Below are 16,896 nucleotides of genomic sequence, written 5' to 3'. Positions count from 1 at the left end.
TCGTATCGGCCGGGCGCCGCCCAGGCCCTAAGGCAGCGGCGGCGGTGTCTTGGCCGGGTGCTCCGCCAGGGACGCCAGGGCCAGGTCGACGGCGGTGTCGAGCTGCGGATCGACGCCCGCGGCCCAGTCCTGCGGGCGCTGCAGCACCTCGACGTCCGGGTCGACGCCGTGGTTCTCGACGTCCCAGCCGTATCCCTCGAACCAGAAGGCGTACTTGGGCTGGGTGACGGCCGTGCCGTCCACCAGGTCGTACCGGCTGTCGATGCCCACCACGCCGCCCCAGGTGCGGGTGCCGACGACCGGGCCGATGTTCAGGGCCTTGATGGCGGCGTTGACGACGTCGCCGTCCGAGCCGGAGAACTCGTTGGCGACGGCGACGACCGGTCCGCGCGGCGCGTCCAGCGGGTAGCTCTGCGGGCGCAGGCCGCGCGGGACGTCCCAGCCGACGATGCGGCGGGCGAGCTTCTCGATGACGAGCTGCGACGTGTGCCCACCGCGGTTCTCGCGGACGTCCACGACCAGGCCCTCGCGGGCGACCTCCACCCGCAGATCGCGGTGGAGCTGGGCCCAGCCGAAGCCGACCATGTCCGGGACGTGCACATAGCCGAGCCGGCCCCCGGAGCGCTCGTGGACGTGGGCCCGGCGGCCCGCGACCCAGTCGTGGTACCGCAGCGGCTCCTCGTCGGCGAGCGGTACGACGACCACGTACCGGACCGCGCCACCGTCCGCCGGGGCGACGGTGAGCTCGACGGGCTTGCCCGCCGTACCGGTCAGCAGTGGGCCGGGCCCGGCGACCGGGTCGACGGGGTGGCCGTCGACCGCGAGCAGGCTGTCGCCGGCGCGCACCGCGACGCCGGGCGCGGCGAGCGGGGAGCGGGCCTGCGGGTCGGAGGACTCGCCGGGCAGCACCCGGACGACCTGCCAGCGGCCGTCCTCCGCGCGGGCGATGTCCGCGCCGAGCAGGCCCTGCCGGGTCAGCGCGTCCCGGTGGCCGCCGGGCGGGGTGACGTAGGCGTGCGAGGTGCCGAGCTCCCCCTGCACCTCCCACAGCAGGTCCATCAGGTCGTCATGGGTGGCGGCGCGCTCCAGGACGGGCAGGTAGCGCTCACCGACCGCGTTCCAGTCGACGCCGCTCATGTCGGCGCGCCAGAAGTTGTCGCGCATCAACCGGTGCGCCTCGGCGTACATCTGCCGCCACTCGTCCTGCGGCCGCACGGTCACCCGGATCCGCGACAGGTCGACGGTGATGTTCGCGTCCGAGTCGTCGTCGTCCGACGCCTTGCTGTCGGCGGGTACGACGCGCAGCCGGCCGTTGGCGGCCAGCAGCACCTTGGTGCCGTCACCGCTGACCGCGAAGTCCTCGGCGTCGTCCGCGAGTTCCTCGACGCGCAGCTGCTTGAGGTCGTAGCGCTCCAGGACGCTGCCGGGCGGCTGCGCCTCGGGCGTGGCCAGGGCGGTGCCGAGGGTGCCGACCAGCGGGTGGCGCAGCCACAGCAGGCCGCTCTTGGCGGCGGTCAGGCCGGTGTACCGGCCGGCCTCGACGGGGAACGCGACGATGCGGTCGGCGATCCCGTCGAGGTCGACGCGGGTGGCCGGGACGCGTGGGCGGTCCTCGCCGTCGGAGCTCTCGGTCTCCTTGTCGCCCTGGGACTTCTCGTCCTTGGCCCCGTCATCGTCTGGCTCCTCGACCGGGCGGCCGTGCCGCTGCGGGCCGAAGGGCGACGGAGTGGTGGCGGCCAGCGTGATCAGGTGCGGGCGGCAGGCGTTGGGGAAGGACAGGTCGAAGACATGGGCGTCGTAGACCGGGTCGAAGGCCCGCTCGGACAGGAAGGCGAGGTGCTTTCCGTCCGGGGTGAACGCGGGCGCGTAGTCGTTGAAGCGCAGCGGCGTCGCGTCGGCGACGGACAGGTCGGACGTCGCGGCGATCTTGAGCTGGCGCAGCGGGTCGGGGCCGGGGTGCGACCAGGCGAGCCAGGCGGAGTCCGGCGAGAACGCCAGACCGGTCACATCGCCCGCGTCGCTCGCCGCGACCTCGCGCACCTCGCCGGTCTGCGTCTCGACGAGCAGCACCCGGCCGTCGTGCGAGGCGACCGCGATCCGGTGGCCGTCGGGCGACACTTCGAGCTCCAGGACGCGGCCGAGGCGGCCGGCCGCGAGGCGGCGCGGCCTGACGCCGGGCGCCAGACCGGCCGCCGGGGAGAGTTCGAGTGCGTCCTCGCCCTCCGCGTCGGTGACCCAGACGACCTGCTGGTCGCCCTCGCCGCCGAAGGTGCGCGGCAGCCGCGTCCGGACGCCGGGCTCGGCGGCGAGGGCGCGCGCCGGGCCGCCCCGGTGGGTGACCCAGTGCGTGGTGCCGCGGACCTCGACGGCGCTGCCGCGTCCGGTGTGGTCCGGGCGGGCGTCGCCGAGGTGGTGCGCGGCGCGGACCGGGTGCGGCTGCATGTCGGTGCGCTGGCCGCCGAGGCGGACGGCGAGCCGGCGCGGCTCGGCCGACTCCAGGTCGTCGAGCAGGTGGAGTTCGCCGGCGGAGCTGTACACGACGCGGGTGCCGTCGGTCGCGGCCTGCCGGGCGTAGAAGCCGTCGAGCGGGGTGTGACGGCGCAGGTCCGAGCCGTCCGGGAGGCTGGAGTAGAGCGCGCCGGTGCCTTCGTGGTCGGAGAGGAACGCGACGCGTTCGTTGACCCACAGCGGGGATTCGAGGTTGCCGTCGAGGTCCGCGTGCAGCCGCTCGAAGTCGCCGCCGCCCGTCAGGTCGATCCACAGCTTGCCCGCCGTGCCGCCGCGGTAGCGCTTCCAGGCCGCGGCCTCTCTGCCCATCGTCGCCGACAGCAGCAGCACCGCGCCCTCGGGCCCGTACGCCAGATCGCCGACCGGCCCGTACGGCAGCGTGCGCGCGGGCCCGCCGTCCAGCGGGACCGCCCGCGCCCAGGTGCGGCGCAGCGAGGGCTGGCCCTGCGTGCTGATCGCGACGACCTCGCCGTCCGGCGTCCAGCCGCGCACCGAGGTCTTGGCGCTGCCCCAGTGCGTCAGCCGCTTCGAGGGGCCACCGTCGACGGGCGCCACATGCACCTCGGGCGCGCCGTCGCGGGTGGACGTCCAGGCGACCGTCGTCCCGTCCGGAGAGATGCGCGGATGGTCGACCGGCATGTTGTCGGCGCTGACCCGCCAGGCACGCCCGCCGTCGAGCGGCGCCACCCAGACGTCGTCCTCAGCGACAAAAGCGGCCAACTCACCGTTTACATGCGGATACCGGAGGTACGAAGGCTGTGTCACTCCGCCACATTAACCATGATCGAGGACGCGAACGAGCGCTTTCTCTTCAGCTTCTGGCGGATGTGACGGAGGTTTTGGCGGTCGGGCCGGACGTCGCCGAGCAGTCGCCCAGCCCGTTCACGTCGAAGACCGTGCGCTTGCCGACCTGCGCCGTCAGCCGGCCGCGCACGCAGCGCCCGTCCAACTGCTCGGTCACCCGGCCGGTGATGGTGATCTTCTGCTTGTCGGTGGTCTCGCCCTGGCAGTCCACGGACGCGACGCCCTTGACCGTCGCGCCGGACGGCCGGGGGCTCGCCGTGCCCGAGGCGGTCGTGGCGCCGTCCACCGACGCGAAGCACGACACCCACTGCACGCTGATCCCGCGGTCCTTCAACGCCCGGGTCCCCAGCTGGTCCGTCGTGATCGACACCGCCGAGGACGTCATTCCGGTGGCCGGATCGCACGCCACCACTCCGCCGAACGCGGCCAGTGCGAGGCCTCCGGCCACTCCCCACTGCTGTAAACGATTCATACCGGCAGCGTCCCGCCGTCCCGTCCGGCGCACATCGCCCACACGACGTAGAACGCCCCTTACGGGACCGGGATTTCGCCAGATTCCGGTGTTCTTCGGTCCGGTCGAAGACCGGCCGGGGAACCGCCCCGGCAGCCGCTCAGGACCAGCGGCCGGTGCGTCCCAGGAGCAGGGCGGTGGCGGCGACCCCGGCGGTGGAGGTGCGCAGCACCGTCGCGCCGAGCCGGTACGGCTTGGCCCCGGCGGCGGCGAACGCGGCGAGCTCGTCGGGCGAGACCCCGCCCTCCGGGCCGACGATCAGCAGGATGTCGCCCTCGGACGGAAGCGTGGCGTCGGCCAGCGGCGCGGAGCCCTCCTCGTGCAGGACCGCGGCGAACGCGGCCCCGCCGAGCAGGCCCGCCAGCTGCCGGGTCGTCATCGCCTCGGTGACCTCGGGGAACCGCAGCCGCCGGGACTGCTTCGCGGCCTCCCGCGCCGTGGAACGCCATTTGGCGAGCGCCTTGGCACCCCGCTCGCCGCGCCACTGCGTGATGCACCGGGACGCCGCCCACGGCACGATCGCGTCGACGCCGGTCTCCGTCATCGTCTCGACGGCCAGCTCGCCGCGGTCGCCCTTCGGCAGCGCCTGGACGACGGTGATCCGCGGCGACGGTGCCGGCTCGGTGCGCAGCTCCGCGACCGCGACCTCCAGCCGGTCCTTGCCCTCGACGGAGGCGACCACGCCGTACGCCCCGACGCCCTCGCCGTCCGTCAGCACGATCTCCTCGCCGACCGCGAGCCGCCGCACCGACACCGCGTGCCGCCCCTCGGCGCCGGAGAGCACGATCCTCCCCCAACCTTCGGCCGGGGGCGCCCCCATCCCTTCGGCCGGGGGTACCCCCCTGCCGGCCCCCGGCCCGCCCCGCAACTGCTCCGGCTCGACGATGAATACCGGCGCGGTCATACGAGTGCCTCCCGTGCTGCGTTGAGTTCCTCCATGAGCACGGCGACGAGTTCGGCCGCCGGCAGGTCGCGTGCCAACCGGTGCCCCTGCCCGGCCCACAGCGCCATCGCCTGCGGGTCACCGGCGGCCGCGGCGGCCTTGCGCAGTCCCGCGGTCAGATGGTGGATCTGCGGATATCCGGCGGGGGCGTACGGCCCGTGCTCGCGCATGAAGCGGTTGACCAGCCCGCGCGCCGGCCGCCCGGAGAACGCCCGGGTGAGCTCGGTGCGCGCGAAGACCGGGTCGGTGAGGGCGCGCTTGTGCAGCGCGTTGGCCCCGGACTCGGGGCAGACGAGGAAGGCGGTGCCCAGCTGCGCCGCGTCCGCGCCCATCGCCAGGACGGCCGCGATCTGGTTGCCGCGCATCAGCCCGCCCGTGGCGATGATGGGCAGTTGGACCGCCTCACGCACCAGCGGGACGAGCGGCAGCAGCCCGAATCCCGCGTGGTCCAGCTCCGGATCGTCCCGGTGGGTGCCCTGGTGGCCGCCCGCCTCCACCCCTTGGACGCACACCGCGTCGGCGCCCGCCCACTGGGCGGCGAGCGCCTCACCAGGGGTGGTGACGGTGACCACGGTGTACGTCCCGGCCTTCGCGAACGCGTCGAAGACCGGCCGGTCCGGGCAGCCGAGCGTGAAGCTGACCACGGGGACCGGATTGTCCAGCAGTATCGCGACCTTGGCGTCGTACGCGTCGCACCGGCCCGATTCGGGGTCACCGAGCGGGGTGGAGTACCAGGCGGCCTCGCCCGCGAGCTGCTCGGCGTAGACCTCGACGGCGGACCGGTCTGCGGTGTCGGGCTGCGGCATGAACAGGTTCACGCCGAAGGGGTTCGACGTCAGCCCGCGCAGCTGCCGGATCTCCTCGTACATCGCTTCCGGCGTCTTGTACCCGGCGGCGAGGAAGCCCAGGCCCCCTGCGTCACTGACGGCCGCCGCGAGCCGCGGGCCGGAGCCGCCGCCGGCCATCGGCGCCTGGATGATCGGGAACGCCGAGAACGACGAGAGATCGGTCAACGCGGACATACGCCCATCGTTTCACGCCGGGCGGGCCCGAACAGATCGGGCCCGCCCCATGGGGGCACCCCCGGCCGGAGGCTGGGGGACGGTCGGAGCCGGAACCGGCGGCCGGCCGGCGGCTCCGGCGGCCTCAGCGGCCGTTGAAAGCGTCCTTCAACCGGGAGAACAGCCCCTGCTGACCCGGCTGGAAGTGACCGGTGGGCCGCTCCTCGCCCCGCAACTTGGCCAGCTGCCGCAGCAGGTCCTCCTGTGCGGCGTCGAGCTTGTTGGGCGTGATGACCTCGACGTGCACGATCAGGTCACCGCGGCCGCCGCCCCGCAGATGGGTCACCCCGCGCTGGTGCAGCGGGATCGACTGGCCGGACTGGGTACCCGGCCTGACGTCGATCTCCTCCATGCCGTCGAGCGTCTCCAGCGGGCATTTGGTGCCCAGGGAGGCCGCCGTCATCGGGATGGTGACCGTGCAGTGCAGATCGTCGCCGCGCCGCTGGAAGGTCGGGTGCGGAAGCTCCCGGATCTCGACGTACAGGTCGCCTGCGGGGCCGCCGCCGGGGCCGACCTCGCCCTCGCCCGCCAGCTGGATACGGGTGCCGTTGTCGACGCCCGCCGGGATCTTGACCGTGAGCGTACGGCGGGACCTGACCCGGCCGTCGCCCGCGCACTCGGGGCACGGGGTCGGCACGACGGTGCCGAAGCCCTGGCACTGCGGGCACGGCCGCGAGGTCATGACCTGGCCCAGGAAGGACCGGGTGACCTGCGAGACCTCACCGCGGCCACGGCACATGTCGCAGGTCTGCGCCGCCGTGCCGGGCGCCGCGCCCTCGCCGGAGCAGGTGCCGCACGTCACCGCCGTGTCGACCTGGAGGTCCTTCGTGGTGCCGAAGGCCGCCTCGTCCAGCTCGATCTCCAGCCGGATCATGGCGTCCTGGCCGCGCCGGGTCCGCGACCGCGGCCCGCGCTGCTGGGACTGCCCGAAGAAGGCGTCCATGATGTCGCTGAAGTTGCCGAAGCCGGCACCGAAGCCGCCCGCGCCTCCGCCGCCGGAGGACGACAGGGGGTCCCCGCCCAGGTCGTAGACCTGCTTCTTCGCCGGGTCCGAGAGCACCTCGTACGCGGCGTTGATCTCCTTGAACCGCTCCTGGGTCTTCGGATCCGGATTCACATCCGGATGCAGCTCGCGCGCGAGTCGGCGGAAGGCCTTCTTGATCTCGTCCTGTCCGGCGTCACGGCGCACGCCAAGGACCGCGTAATAGTCCGTGGCCACTTACGACTCCGCCAGGATCTGTCCGACGTAACGTGCCACTGCGCGTACCGCTCCCATCGTTCCGGGGTAGTCCATGCGGGTCGGTCCGACCACACCGAGTTTGGCGACTGCCTCGTCGCCCGAACCGTAGCCGACCGCCACAACGGATGTGGAATTCAAGCCCTCGTGAAAATTCTCATGCCCGATCCGCACGGTCATGCCCGAGTCGTTGGCCTCACCGAGGAGCTTGAGGAGCACCATCTGCTCCTCAAGGGCTTCCATCACCGGCCGGATCGTCAACGGGAAGTCGTGGTTGAAGCGCGTGAGGTTCGCCGCGCCGCCGAGCATGATGCGCTCCTCGGTCTCCTCGACGAGCGTCTCCAGCAGCGTCGCCAGCAGGATCGACACCGACGGCCGGTCGTCGTACTCGAAGCCGTCCGGCAGATCCGCCACCAGCGGCGGGACATCCGCGAACCGGCGGCCCACCACCCGGGCGTTCAACCGGGCCCGCACATCGGCGAGCAGCGTGTCGCTCATCGGCGCCGGGCAGTCGATGAGCCGCTGCTCGACGCGTCCGGTGTCCGTGATGAGGACCAGCATGATCCGCGCCGGGGCCAGCGCCAGCAGCTCGACGTGGCGCACCGAGGAACGGGTGAGCGACGGGTACTGGACGACGGCGACCTGCCGGGTGAGCTGCGCGAGCAGCCGTACGGTGCGGCCCACCACATCGTCGAGATCCACCGCGCCGTCCAGGAAGTTCTGGATCGCGCGGCGCTCGGCGGACGTGAGCGGCTTCACTCCGGCCAGCTTGTCGACGAACAGCCGGTACCCCTTGTCCGTGGGGATCCGGCCCGCGCTGGTGTGGGGCTGGTGGATGTAGCCCTCGTCCTCCAGCGCCGCCATGTCGTTGCGCACCGTGGCCGGCGAGACGCCCAGGCCATGGCGCTCGGTGAGCGCCTTGGAGCCGACCGGCTCCTCCGTGCCCACATAGTCCTGGACGATGGCGCGCAGTACTTCGAGTCTGCGTTCGCTGAGCATCGCGCACACCTCCAGCCGTAGATCCCGCACCAGCACTGCCGTGGCCTGGCACTCATCCGATACGAGTGCCAGCATCCCCCGCAGTCAGTGTACGGCGGAGTAGCAAGGCCCCGGCAAGGGTCGCAACGGTAGCGCGCGGGGAGGGGTCCCCGGCGATAGCGTCACAGTGTGGATACCGCAGAGTCCGGCACCGACGGCTGGGAGCACCTGGCTCCCGGCGTCGCCCGCCGCCGTCTTCCCTTCCTGGACGTCACGATCGGCCTCGTCGTCGGTGACGAGAGCGTGCTGCTCATCGACACCGGCTCCACCATCGCCGAGGGCGCTCGACTCCGGCTGCAGGTGCGGGAACTGACCGGGCGCCCCGTCACGCACATCGCCCTCACCCACGGGCACTTCGACCACGTCTTCGGCACCGCCGCCTTCTCCGGGGTGCGGGTGTACGGGCACCCGGCGCTCGACGGCTGCCTGGAGCGCGGACGGGACGCGCTCCGCGAGGACGCGGTCACGCACGGCGTCGACCCCGGTCCCGCGGCCGAGGCCGCCGACGTCCTGGTCCGCCCGGACCGGCTCGTCGAGGACGCGTACGAACTCGACCTCGGCGGCGGCCGTACGGCCCGCCTCTTCCACCCCGGCACCGGCCACACCACCCACGACCTGGCCGTGTACGTCCCGGGCACGCCCGCTGTCGTCTTCTGCGGCGACCTCGTCGAGGAGTCCGGCGAACCGCTCGCGGGCCCCGACGCCGTCCCGGCCGCCTGGCCCGCCACCCTCGACCGGCTGCTCGCGCTGGGCGGCGAGACCGCGCTGTACGTCCCCGGCCACGGCGCGGTCGTGGACGCCCGCTTCGTCCGCGCCCAACGCGACGCCCTGACCGCCCGGTTCACCGCGTCGTAGCGCCCGCCCAGGACGCTGTCCTCGATACGATCCGCCCCATGCGCAGCAGAGAGTACGGCCCCGACCTCACCCCACCGTGGAAGAAGAGCGTGCCCGCGCCCGAGGTGGCGGCGGAGCCGGATCTGGTGGTGGAGGAGGTCTCGACGGGCTTCTGCGGGGCGGTGGTCCGCTGCGAGAAGACGGCGGAGGGGCTGACCGTGACGCTGGAGGACCGCTTCGGCAAGCACCGGGTCTTCCCGATGGAGCCGCGCGGCTTCCTGCTCGACGGCAAACCCGTCACCCTCGTCCGCCCGCGTACCGGCGCTCCCGGGGCGCAGCGCGGGCCGCTGCTGTCCGCGTCGGGCTCGATCGCGGTGCAGGGCGCCCGCGCCCGGGTGGCGCGGGCGGGGCGGATCTACGTGGAGGGCCGGCACGACGCGGAGCTGGTCGAGCGGGTCTGGGGGCACGACCTGCGCGTCGAGGGCATCGTCGTCGAGTACCTGGAGGGCATCGACGACCTGCCGGCGATCGTCGCCGCCTTCTCCCCCGGCCCGGATGCCCGGCTCGGTGTCCTCGTCGACCACCTGGTGCCGGGCTCCAAGGAGTCCCGGATCGCGAGCCAGGTCAGCGGTGTCAGCGATGTCCTGGTCGTCGGCCACCCCTACATCGACGTCTGGGAGGCCGTGAAGCCGTCCTCGGTCGGCATCCCCGCCTGGCCGACGGTGCCGCGCGGCCAGGACTGGAAGACGGGCGTCTGCGAGGCGCTGGGCTGGCGGGAGACGACGGGCGAGGCGTGGCAGCGGATCCTGGCCTCGGTGCGGTCCTACAAGGACCTGGAGCCGGTCCTGCTGGGGCGCGTGGAGGAACTGATCGACTTCGTCACGGCACCGTGAGTGCCCTGCGGGGCTGTTCCCCTACCCCGCCCCTTCCCGAAACTGGGGGCAAGCCCCCAGGCCCCCTTGGTCCTCAAACGCCGGACGGGCTGATTCGCCCCCCACCCGCTCAGTCGACCAGGTCCCGCACCACCGCGTCGGCCAGCAGCCGGCCCCGCAGCGTGAGAACGGCCCGCCCGGCCGCATAGGGCTCCGGCTGGAGCAGCCCGTCGGTCACCGCTCGCGCCGCGGCCGCCGCCCCCGCCGGAGCGAGCAGGTCCAGCGGGCAGCCGGCAGCGAGCCGCAGCTCCAGCAGGATCCGCTCGACGCGCCGGTCCTCGTCCGCGAGCAGTTCCCGTCCCGCGCCGGGGCTGCGCCCCTCCGACAGAGCCTGCGCGTACGCGCCCGGGTGCTTGACGTTCCACCACCGCACGCCGCCGACGTGGCTGTGTGCGCCGGGGCCCGCGCCCCACCAGTCGGCGCCGGTCCAGTACAGCTCGTTGTGTCGGCAGCGCCCCGGCTCGGACGTCGCCCAGTTCGACACCTCGTACCAGTCGAATCCGGCCGCGGCGAACCGCTCGTCGGCGATCAGATACCGGTCGGCGTGGACGTCGTCGTCGGTCATCGGCACCTCGCCGCGGCGGATCCGCCGCGCCAGCTGGGTGCCCTCCTCAACGATCAGGGCGTACGCCGACACATGGTCGGGTCCCGCGCCGATCGCCGCGTCCAGGGAGGCCCGCCAATCGTCGTCCGACTCGCCCGGCGTGCCGTAGATCAGGTCCAGGTTGACGTGCTCGAACCCGGCGGCGCGCGCCTCCGCGACGCACGCTTCCGGCCGGCCCGGGGTGTGTTTGCGGTCCAGGATCTTCAGAACGTGCTGCTTCGCGCTCTGCATGCCGAACGAGACCCGGTTGTAGCCGCCGGCCCGCAGCTCCGTCAGATAGGCGGGGTCGACGGATTCCGGGTTGGCCTCCGTGGAGATCTCCGCGCCCGGCGCGAGGCCGAACTCGTCACGGATCGCGGCCAGCATCCTGACCAGGTCGGCGGCCGGGAGCAGGGTCGGCGTGCCGCCGCCGACGAAGACGGTCTCGACCTGGCGCGGGTCGTCGCCGAGCACCTTGCGGGCGAGCCGGACCTCGTCGATCAGATAGTCCGCGTAGTTCTCCCGCGAGGCGAGCACGCCGCCGGAGCCGCGCAGCTCGCTCGCGGTGTAGGTGTTGAAGTCGCAGTAGCCGCAGCGGGTGGCGCAGTACGGGACGTGCAGGTAGAACCCCAGCGGCCGGGCGTCCGCCCCTGCGAGCGCGCTCGCGGGCAGCGCCCCGTCCTCGGGCATCGGCTCACCATCAGGCAGTACGGAAGGCATGACCCCATTGTCCGCCCCCGGCGAGGCCGCTCGTCCCACCCGCTCGGCGGCGGACCCCGCAGGGCCCGCCGCTCACAGCGTCGAAAGGACGGGCGCCGCCCCGGCTACGCCTCGTGCGATCCCGCGTACATGTCGTCGATCAGCGACTGGAACTCCCGCTCGACGACCGGCCGCTTCAGCTTGAGGCTGGGGGTCAGGTCGCCGTGCTCGACGTCCAGGTCGCGCGGCAGCAGCCGGAACTGCTTGATCTGCTGCCAGCGCTGCAGCCCCTCGTTGACGCGCACCACATAGGCCTCGATCAGCTCGCGGGCCTGCGGGGAGGCGACCACGTCGGCGTAGCTCTTGCCTTCGAGCCCGTTCTCGCCGGCCCAGCCGAGAATCGTCGGCTCGTCCAGGGCGAGCAGCGCGGTGCAGAAATTCCGGTCCGCGCCGATCACCAGGACGTTGCTGACGAACGGGCAGACCGCCTTGAACTGGCCTTCCACCGCGGCGGGCGCGATGTACTTGCCGTTCGAGTTCTTGATGATGTCCTTTTTGCGGTCGGTGATCGTCAGGAAGCCGTCCGCGGACAGCTCGCCGATGTCACCGGTGTGGAACCAGCCGTCGGGCTCCAGGACCTCGGCGGTCTTCTCCGGCAGGCCGTGGTAGCCCTGCATGATGCCGGGGCCGCGCAGCATGATCTCGCCGTCCTCCGCGATCCGGACCTCGAGGCCGGGCAGCGGCTTGCCGACGGTGCCGGTGCGGTACGACTCACCGGGATTGATGAAGCTGGCGGCGCTGGACTCGGTGAGCCCGTACCCCTCCAGGATGTGGATACCGACGCCGGAGAAGAAGTAGCCGATCTCGGGCGCCAGCGCGGCGGAGCCGGAGACGCAGGCGCGCAGCCGGCCGCCGAACGCCTCGCGGATCTTGGCGTAGACGAGCTTGTCGGCCACGGCGTGCTTGGTGGAGAGCCCGAAGGGGGCGGTCGCCTTGCCGGTCAGCCGCAGGTTGTTCTGGGTGACCTTGGCGTACTCGCGGGCCACTTCCGACGCCCACTTGAAGATCTTGTACTTGGCGCCGCCGCCCGCACGGGCCTTGGCCGCCACACCGTTGTAGACCTTCTCGAAGATCCTCGGCACGGCCGCCATGTAGGTCGGCTGGACCAGCGGCAGATTGGTGATGATCTTGTCGACCCGGCCGTCCACGGCGGTGATGTGTCCCACCGTGATGTGCCCGGCCGTCAGCACCTTGCCGAAGACGTGTGCCAGTGGCAGCCACAGGTACTGGACGTCGTTCTCGTCGAGCAGGCCGACCGCCTGAATCGCGCGGGCCATGTAGGCCCAGCAGTCGTGCGGCAGCCGCACGCCCTTGGGGCGGCCGGTGGTGCCGGAGGTGTAGATGAGCGTCGCGAGCTGGTCGCGGGTGATGGCGCCGACAGCGGCCTTGACCGCCTCGGGGTGCTTCTCCAGATACGCCGCCCCACGCCGCTCCAGCTCGGCCAGCGAGAGGACCCAGCCGTCACTGCCGGAGGCGTCGGCGTCCTCGACGCCGGTGGCGTCGATCACGATCACATGGGCCAGCTCGGGAAGCTCCGCCCGCCGCTCGCGGGCCTTGGCGACCTGCGCGGCGTCCTCCGCGATCAGCACCCGGCTGCCGGAGTCCGCGAGGATGAAGGCCGTCTCGTCGGCGTTGGTGCTGGGGTAGACCGTGGTGGTGGCCGCACCCGCGCACAGCACCCCGAGGTCGGCGAGGATCCACTCGACCCGCGTCGCGGAGGCGATCGCCACCCGCTCCTCGGACCGGATCCCCAGGTCCATCAGACCGGCCGCGATCGCGAACACCCGGCCCGAGGCCTCGCCCCAGGTCAGCGAATGCCAGCTGTCCGGGCCCCCGGCCGCGTCGATCACGGGGTAGCGGTACGCCTCCGCGTCCGGCGTCGACTCCACCCGTTCCAAGAAGAGTGTCGCCACGGATGGCGGTCGGGTCTCGATCAGCGTCTGTGTCTCTGTCACGACATCCTCCGGGCCCGCGCCTGCTCTGTTAACTCACCAGTAACCTCTGCGTCGCGATCAGAGTAGAGGCCCATCGCCCGGCGCGTAAGGGGCTTCGGGCCGCTCGTTGCAACCGTAACCAATCGAGTAGGTGCCAGGTACATGCTTCGAACCCGTCGCAGGTGGGGGTTGCGGACACGGACCGTACCGGAAACGCGGAGGGCGCCCGTCCGTTTCCGGAGGGGCGCCCTGGGCGCGAGTGCGGCGCGTTGACGGCCGTTGCGGCGCGTTGACGGCCGCCGGGAGCTACTTCTTGCCCTTGCTCTCGCTGCCGCCGCCGTCGGAGTCGGTGGACAGCACCGCGATGAAGGCCTCCTGCGGGACCTCCACGCTGCCGACCATCTTCATCCGCTTCTTGCCTTCCTTCTGCTTCTCCAGCAGCTTGCGCTTACGGGAGATGTCGCCGCCGTAGCACTTGGCGAGCACGTCCTTGCGGATCGCGCGGACCGTCTCACGGGCGATGACGCGGCTGCCGACCGCGGCCTGGATCGGGATCTCGAAGTTCTGCCGCGGGATGAGCTTGCGCAGCTTGTCGACCATCCGGACGCCGTACGCGTACGCCTTGTCCTTGTGCAGGATGGCGGAGAACGCGTCCACCTTGTCGTGGTGCAGCAGGATGTCGACCTTGACGAGGTCGGCGGTCTGCTCGCCCTTGGGCTCGTAGTCCAGCGACGCGTAGCCGCGGGTCTTGGACTTCAGGTTGTCGAAGAAGTCGAAGACGATCTCGGCCATCGGCAGGTCGTAGCGCAGCTCGACGCGGTCCGCCGACAGGTAGTCCATGCCCAGCAGCGAGCCGCGGCGGGACTGGCACAGCTCCATGATCGCGCCGACGAACTCGTTCGGCGCGAGGATGGTCGACTTCACCATCGGCTCGTACACCGAGGTGATCTTGCCCTCGGGGAACTCGCTCGGGTTGGTGACGATGTGCTCGGAGCGGTCCTCCATCACCACGCGGTAGACCACGTTGGGCGCGGTGGCGATCAGTTCGAGACCGAACTCGCGCTCCAGCCGCTCGCGGACCACGTCCAGGTGCAGCAGGCCGAGGAAGCCGACGCGGAAGCCGAAGCCGAGCGCGGCCGAGGTCTCCGGCTCGTAGACCAGCGCGGCGTCGTTGAGCTGGAGCTTGTCCAGCGCCTCGCGCAGCTCGGGGTAGTCCGAGCCGTCGAGCGGGTACAGCCCGGAGAACACCATCGGCTTGGGGTCCTTGTAGCCGCCCAGGGCCACGGTGGCGCCCTTGGCCTGCGACGTGATCGTGTCACCGACCCTGGACTGCCGGACGTCCTTCACACCGGTGATGATGTAGCCGACCTCACCGACGCCGAGGCCGTCGGAGGGTGTCATCTCCGGGCCGGAGATGCCGATCTCCAGCAGCTCGTGGGTCGCGCCGGTCGACATCATCTGGATGCGCTCGCGCTTCTTGAGCTCGCCGTCCACGACCCGCACGTACGTGACCACGCCACGGTAGGAGTCATAGACCGAGTCGAAGATCATCGCGCGGGCCGGGGCCTCGGAGATGTTGGCGCCGACCGGGGCCGGCACCTTCTGTACGACCTCGTTGAGCAGCTCGGGCACGCCGATGCCGGTCTTCGCGGAGACCTTGAGCACATCGGCGGGGTCACAGCCGATGATGTGCGCCAGCTCTTCGGCGAACTTCTCCGGCTGGGCGGCCGGCAGGTCGATCTTGTTGAGAACCGGGATGATCGTGAGGTCGTTCTCCAGCGCCAGGTACAGGTTGGCGAGGGTCTGGGCCTCGATCCCCTGCGCGGCGTCGACGAGGAGGACCGTGCCCTCGCAGGCGGCGAGCGACCGCGAGACCTCGTACGTGAAGTCCACGTGGCCCGGGGTGTCGATCATGTTCAGGATGTGGGTCGGGGCCGTGGGCTCGCCGTCGGTGGGCGCCCAGGGCAACCGGACCGCCTGAGACTTGATGGTGATGCCACGCTCACGCTCGATGTCCATGCGATCGAGGTACTGGGCGCGCATCTGCCGCTGATCGACCACGCCGGTCAGCTGGAGCATCCGGTCGGCGAGCGTCGACTTGCCATGGTCGATGTGCGCGATGATGCAGAAGTTACGGATCAGCGCCGGGTCGGTACGGCTCGGCTGCGGAACATTGGTCGGGGTCGCGGGCACGCAGGGTCCTGTTTCTCGACGCTTGACGTCTGACGTCTGTAGGCGGATCGATACGTTGACCCCCATCGTCCCACGGCTGACGGCCTGGGACCGGTTTGGGAGGTCGTGCGGGCGGCTGGTAGCCTGGAGCACTGTGCCTCGTGCCCTGTGACCCGAGGCGCTCAATGAAAAGTACCCGAACCTGAGAAGGCTCTTTCGTGGCGAACATCAAGTCCCAGATCAAGCGGAACAAGACCAACGAGAAGGCGCGCCTGCGCAACAAGGCGGTCAAGTCCGCGCTCAAGACCGCGATCCGCAAGGCCCGCGAGGCTGCGGCGACCGGTGACCTCGAGAAGGCCACTGTCGCCAACCGCGAGGCCGCGCAGAAGCTCGACAAGGCCGTCAGCAAGGGCGTCATCCACAAGAACCAGGCCGCGAACAAGAAGTCCGCGCTGGCTCACAAGGTCGCCTCGATCAAGGCCTGACCTGTTCCACCGGGGCCCCTGGGGCCCCACCTCGCCGGAAACGGAACCAGCGGCCCCTCTACCGCCCGGACCGGCAACCTGAAGACATCGCGCCGCGCTCGGCCGTTCGCCACGCGGGTGCGGCGCACAGCTTGATCCGAAGGCCCCGATGCCATCCTCACGGGACGGCAGCGGGGCCTTCGGCGTTGCCATATCCTCACGGCATGTCGACGCCGCCTGATCAGCCGAGCGCCTACCCGTATCCGGGTCCGCAGTCCGCAGCGCAGCCCTCGCCCGGGTTCGGGCCGCCGGTTCCGGCGCAGCAGAATCCGTACGCGCAGCCCGTGCCGCAGCAGATACCGCAGCAGCCGGGCCAGCCGGGGGGCCCGCCGGGGTCCTACTACGGACCGCAGAGCCAGCCGCCGGTACCGCAGCTGCCTCCCCCGCCGCCGGGCGGTGGCTCGGGCGCCGGGAAGGCCGTGCTGTGGGCGGCCGTGGGCGCGGTGGTCGCGTCCGCGCTCTGGGGCGGCGGGGTGTTCCTGCTCGGCGGGAAGGACAGCGCGACCGCCGACCTCAAGGGGTACAAGGTCCAGTCCGATGTCTGCACGGCCGCCGACGTCTCGGCCTTCAAGGGCACCTACCCGGAGACCGACAGCTCCCCGGTGACGTACACGCTCAAGCACGACGCGCTGGACGACATGTACTGCGACATGGACCTGAAGGCGTCGGGGTCGACCTACGCGGACGCCTATCTGTCCACCACGGTGCAACTGCACAAGACGACCGACCCGTCGGCCGAGTTCGTGGCGCGGTGGGAGAGCTACACGCAGCGCAAGGGCGACTACAAGGCCGAGAAGGTCAGCGGCTTCGGCGACGCGGCCTACCTGATCACCGAGGACACGATCAGCGGCTCGTCGGGCTCGCGCTCGGTGACGCTGGCCGTGCGGGACGGCTGGATGACGTACCAGATGGGCTGGAGCATGTACCTGTCCTCGCTCGACAAGGACAAGTCCCCGCCGTCGGTGAGCGAGGTCACCGGCTGGGTGAAGAGCTCCACGACCGCGACGCTGGCCAAGCTGAAGAACTGAGGCAGGCAGGCTGACGGACGGGCTCGGG

General features: G+C 71.6%; 13 protein-coding genes. 4 read left to right on the top strand and 9 right to left on the bottom strand.

The window, feature by feature from the left end:
• Window positions 1–27: 27 nt before the first annotated feature.
• The 6 genes from AC07DC_RS13360 to hrcA all read right to left on the bottom strand — a co-directional run bounded on the left by AC07DC_RS13360 (window position 28) and on the right by hrcA (window position 8,063).
• Window positions 28–3,273 carry a S41 family peptidase gene (locus tag AC07DC_RS13360; RefSeq protein ID WP_478914483.1) on the bottom strand — a complete coding sequence of 1,082 codons (3,246 nt, stop codon included), beginning with the start codon at window positions 3,271–3,273 and terminating at the stop codon, window positions 28–30.
• A 46-nt stretch (window positions 3,274–3,319) separates the two neighbouring features.
• A complete protein-coding gene (locus tag AC07DC_RS13355; RefSeq protein ID WP_478914482.1) occupies window positions 3,320–3,784 on the bottom strand; it encodes a hypothetical protein in 465 nt (154 codons plus the stop codon).
• A gap of 139 nt (window positions 3,785–3,923) precedes the next feature.
• Complete coding sequence (locus AC07DC_RS13350) at window positions 3,924–4,727, bottom strand: 16S rRNA (uracil(1498)-N(3))-methyltransferase (protein WP_478914481.1); 804 nt, start codon at window positions 4,725–4,727, stop codon at window positions 3,924–3,926.
• Entirely contained in the window at window positions 4,724–5,788 is a 1,065-nt protein-coding gene (locus tag AC07DC_RS13345; RefSeq protein WP_478914480.1) for a nitronate monooxygenase, read from the bottom strand. Before AC07DC_RS13345 ends, AC07DC_RS13350 begins: the two co-directional genes overlap by 4 nt.
• Window positions 5,789–5,912: 124 nt before the next feature.
• Window positions 5,913–7,046, bottom strand: a complete 1,134-nt coding sequence (gene dnaJ / locus AC07DC_RS13340) for a molecular chaperone DnaJ (RefSeq protein WP_138353165.1) — start codon at window positions 7,044–7,046, stop codon at window positions 5,913–5,915.
• Window positions 7,047–8,063, bottom strand: coding sequence for a heat-inducible transcriptional repressor HrcA (hrcA, locus tag AC07DC_RS13335; RefSeq protein WP_138353257.1), 1,017 nt, complete (start codon window positions 8,061–8,063; stop codon window positions 7,047–7,049).
• A 168-nt stretch (window positions 8,064–8,231) separates the two neighbouring features.
• Here hrcA and AC07DC_RS13330 point away from each other — a divergent pair, with 168 nt between their 5' ends.
• Complete coding sequence (locus AC07DC_RS13330) at window positions 8,232–8,957, top strand: MBL fold metallo-hydrolase (RefSeq protein WP_478914479.1); 726 nt, start codon at window positions 8,232–8,234, stop codon at window positions 8,955–8,957.
• 38 nt (window positions 8,958–8,995) lie between these two features.
• Window positions 8,996–9,829 (top strand): DUF3097 domain-containing protein, encoded by an 834-nt coding sequence (locus AC07DC_RS13325; protein ID WP_478914478.1) that lies wholly within the window; start codon window positions 8,996–8,998, stop codon window positions 9,827–9,829.
• A 109-nt stretch (window positions 9,830–9,938) separates the two neighbouring features.
• On the opposite strand, the gene hemW is transcribed toward AC07DC_RS13325, so the two are convergent.
• From hemW to lepA, 3 genes are all read right to left on the bottom strand, one after another.
• A complete protein-coding gene (gene hemW, locus AC07DC_RS13320) occupies window positions 9,939–11,171 on the bottom strand; it encodes a radical SAM family heme chaperone HemW (RefSeq protein WP_478914477.1) in 1,233 nt (410 codons plus the stop codon).
• 104 nt (window positions 11,172–11,275) lie between these two features.
• Window positions 11,276–13,165: an AMP-dependent synthetase/ligase gene (locus tag AC07DC_RS13315; RefSeq protein ID WP_478914476.1), complete on the bottom strand. Its 1,890-nt coding sequence runs from the start codon at window positions 13,163–13,165 to the stop codon at window positions 11,276–11,278.
• A gap of 285 nt (window positions 13,166–13,450) precedes the next feature.
• A complete protein-coding gene (gene lepA / locus AC07DC_RS13310) occupies window positions 13,451–15,337 on the bottom strand; it encodes a translation elongation factor 4 (protein WP_478914475.1) in 1,887 nt (628 codons plus the stop codon).
• A 197-nt stretch (window positions 15,338–15,534) separates the two neighbouring features.
• Between lepA and rpsT the strand changes: the two genes are divergently transcribed.
• Complete coding sequence (rpsT, locus tag AC07DC_RS13305; protein WP_478914474.1) at window positions 15,535–15,801, top strand: 30S ribosomal protein S20; 267 nt, start codon at window positions 15,535–15,537, stop codon at window positions 15,799–15,801.
• Between the two features lie 203 nt (window positions 15,802–16,004).
• The gene (locus AC07DC_RS13300) at window positions 16,005–16,868 is read left to right on the top strand and encodes a hypothetical protein (RefSeq protein WP_478914473.1); all 864 of its coding nucleotides are present in this window, start codon (window positions 16,005–16,007) and stop codon (window positions 16,866–16,868) included.
• Window positions 16,869–16,896 lie beyond the last annotated feature (28 nt).

The sequence above is a fragment of the Streptomyces sp. NPDC045021 genome (assembly GCF_056432645.1).
This window is presented reverse-complemented; position numbering and strand designations above follow the sequence as displayed.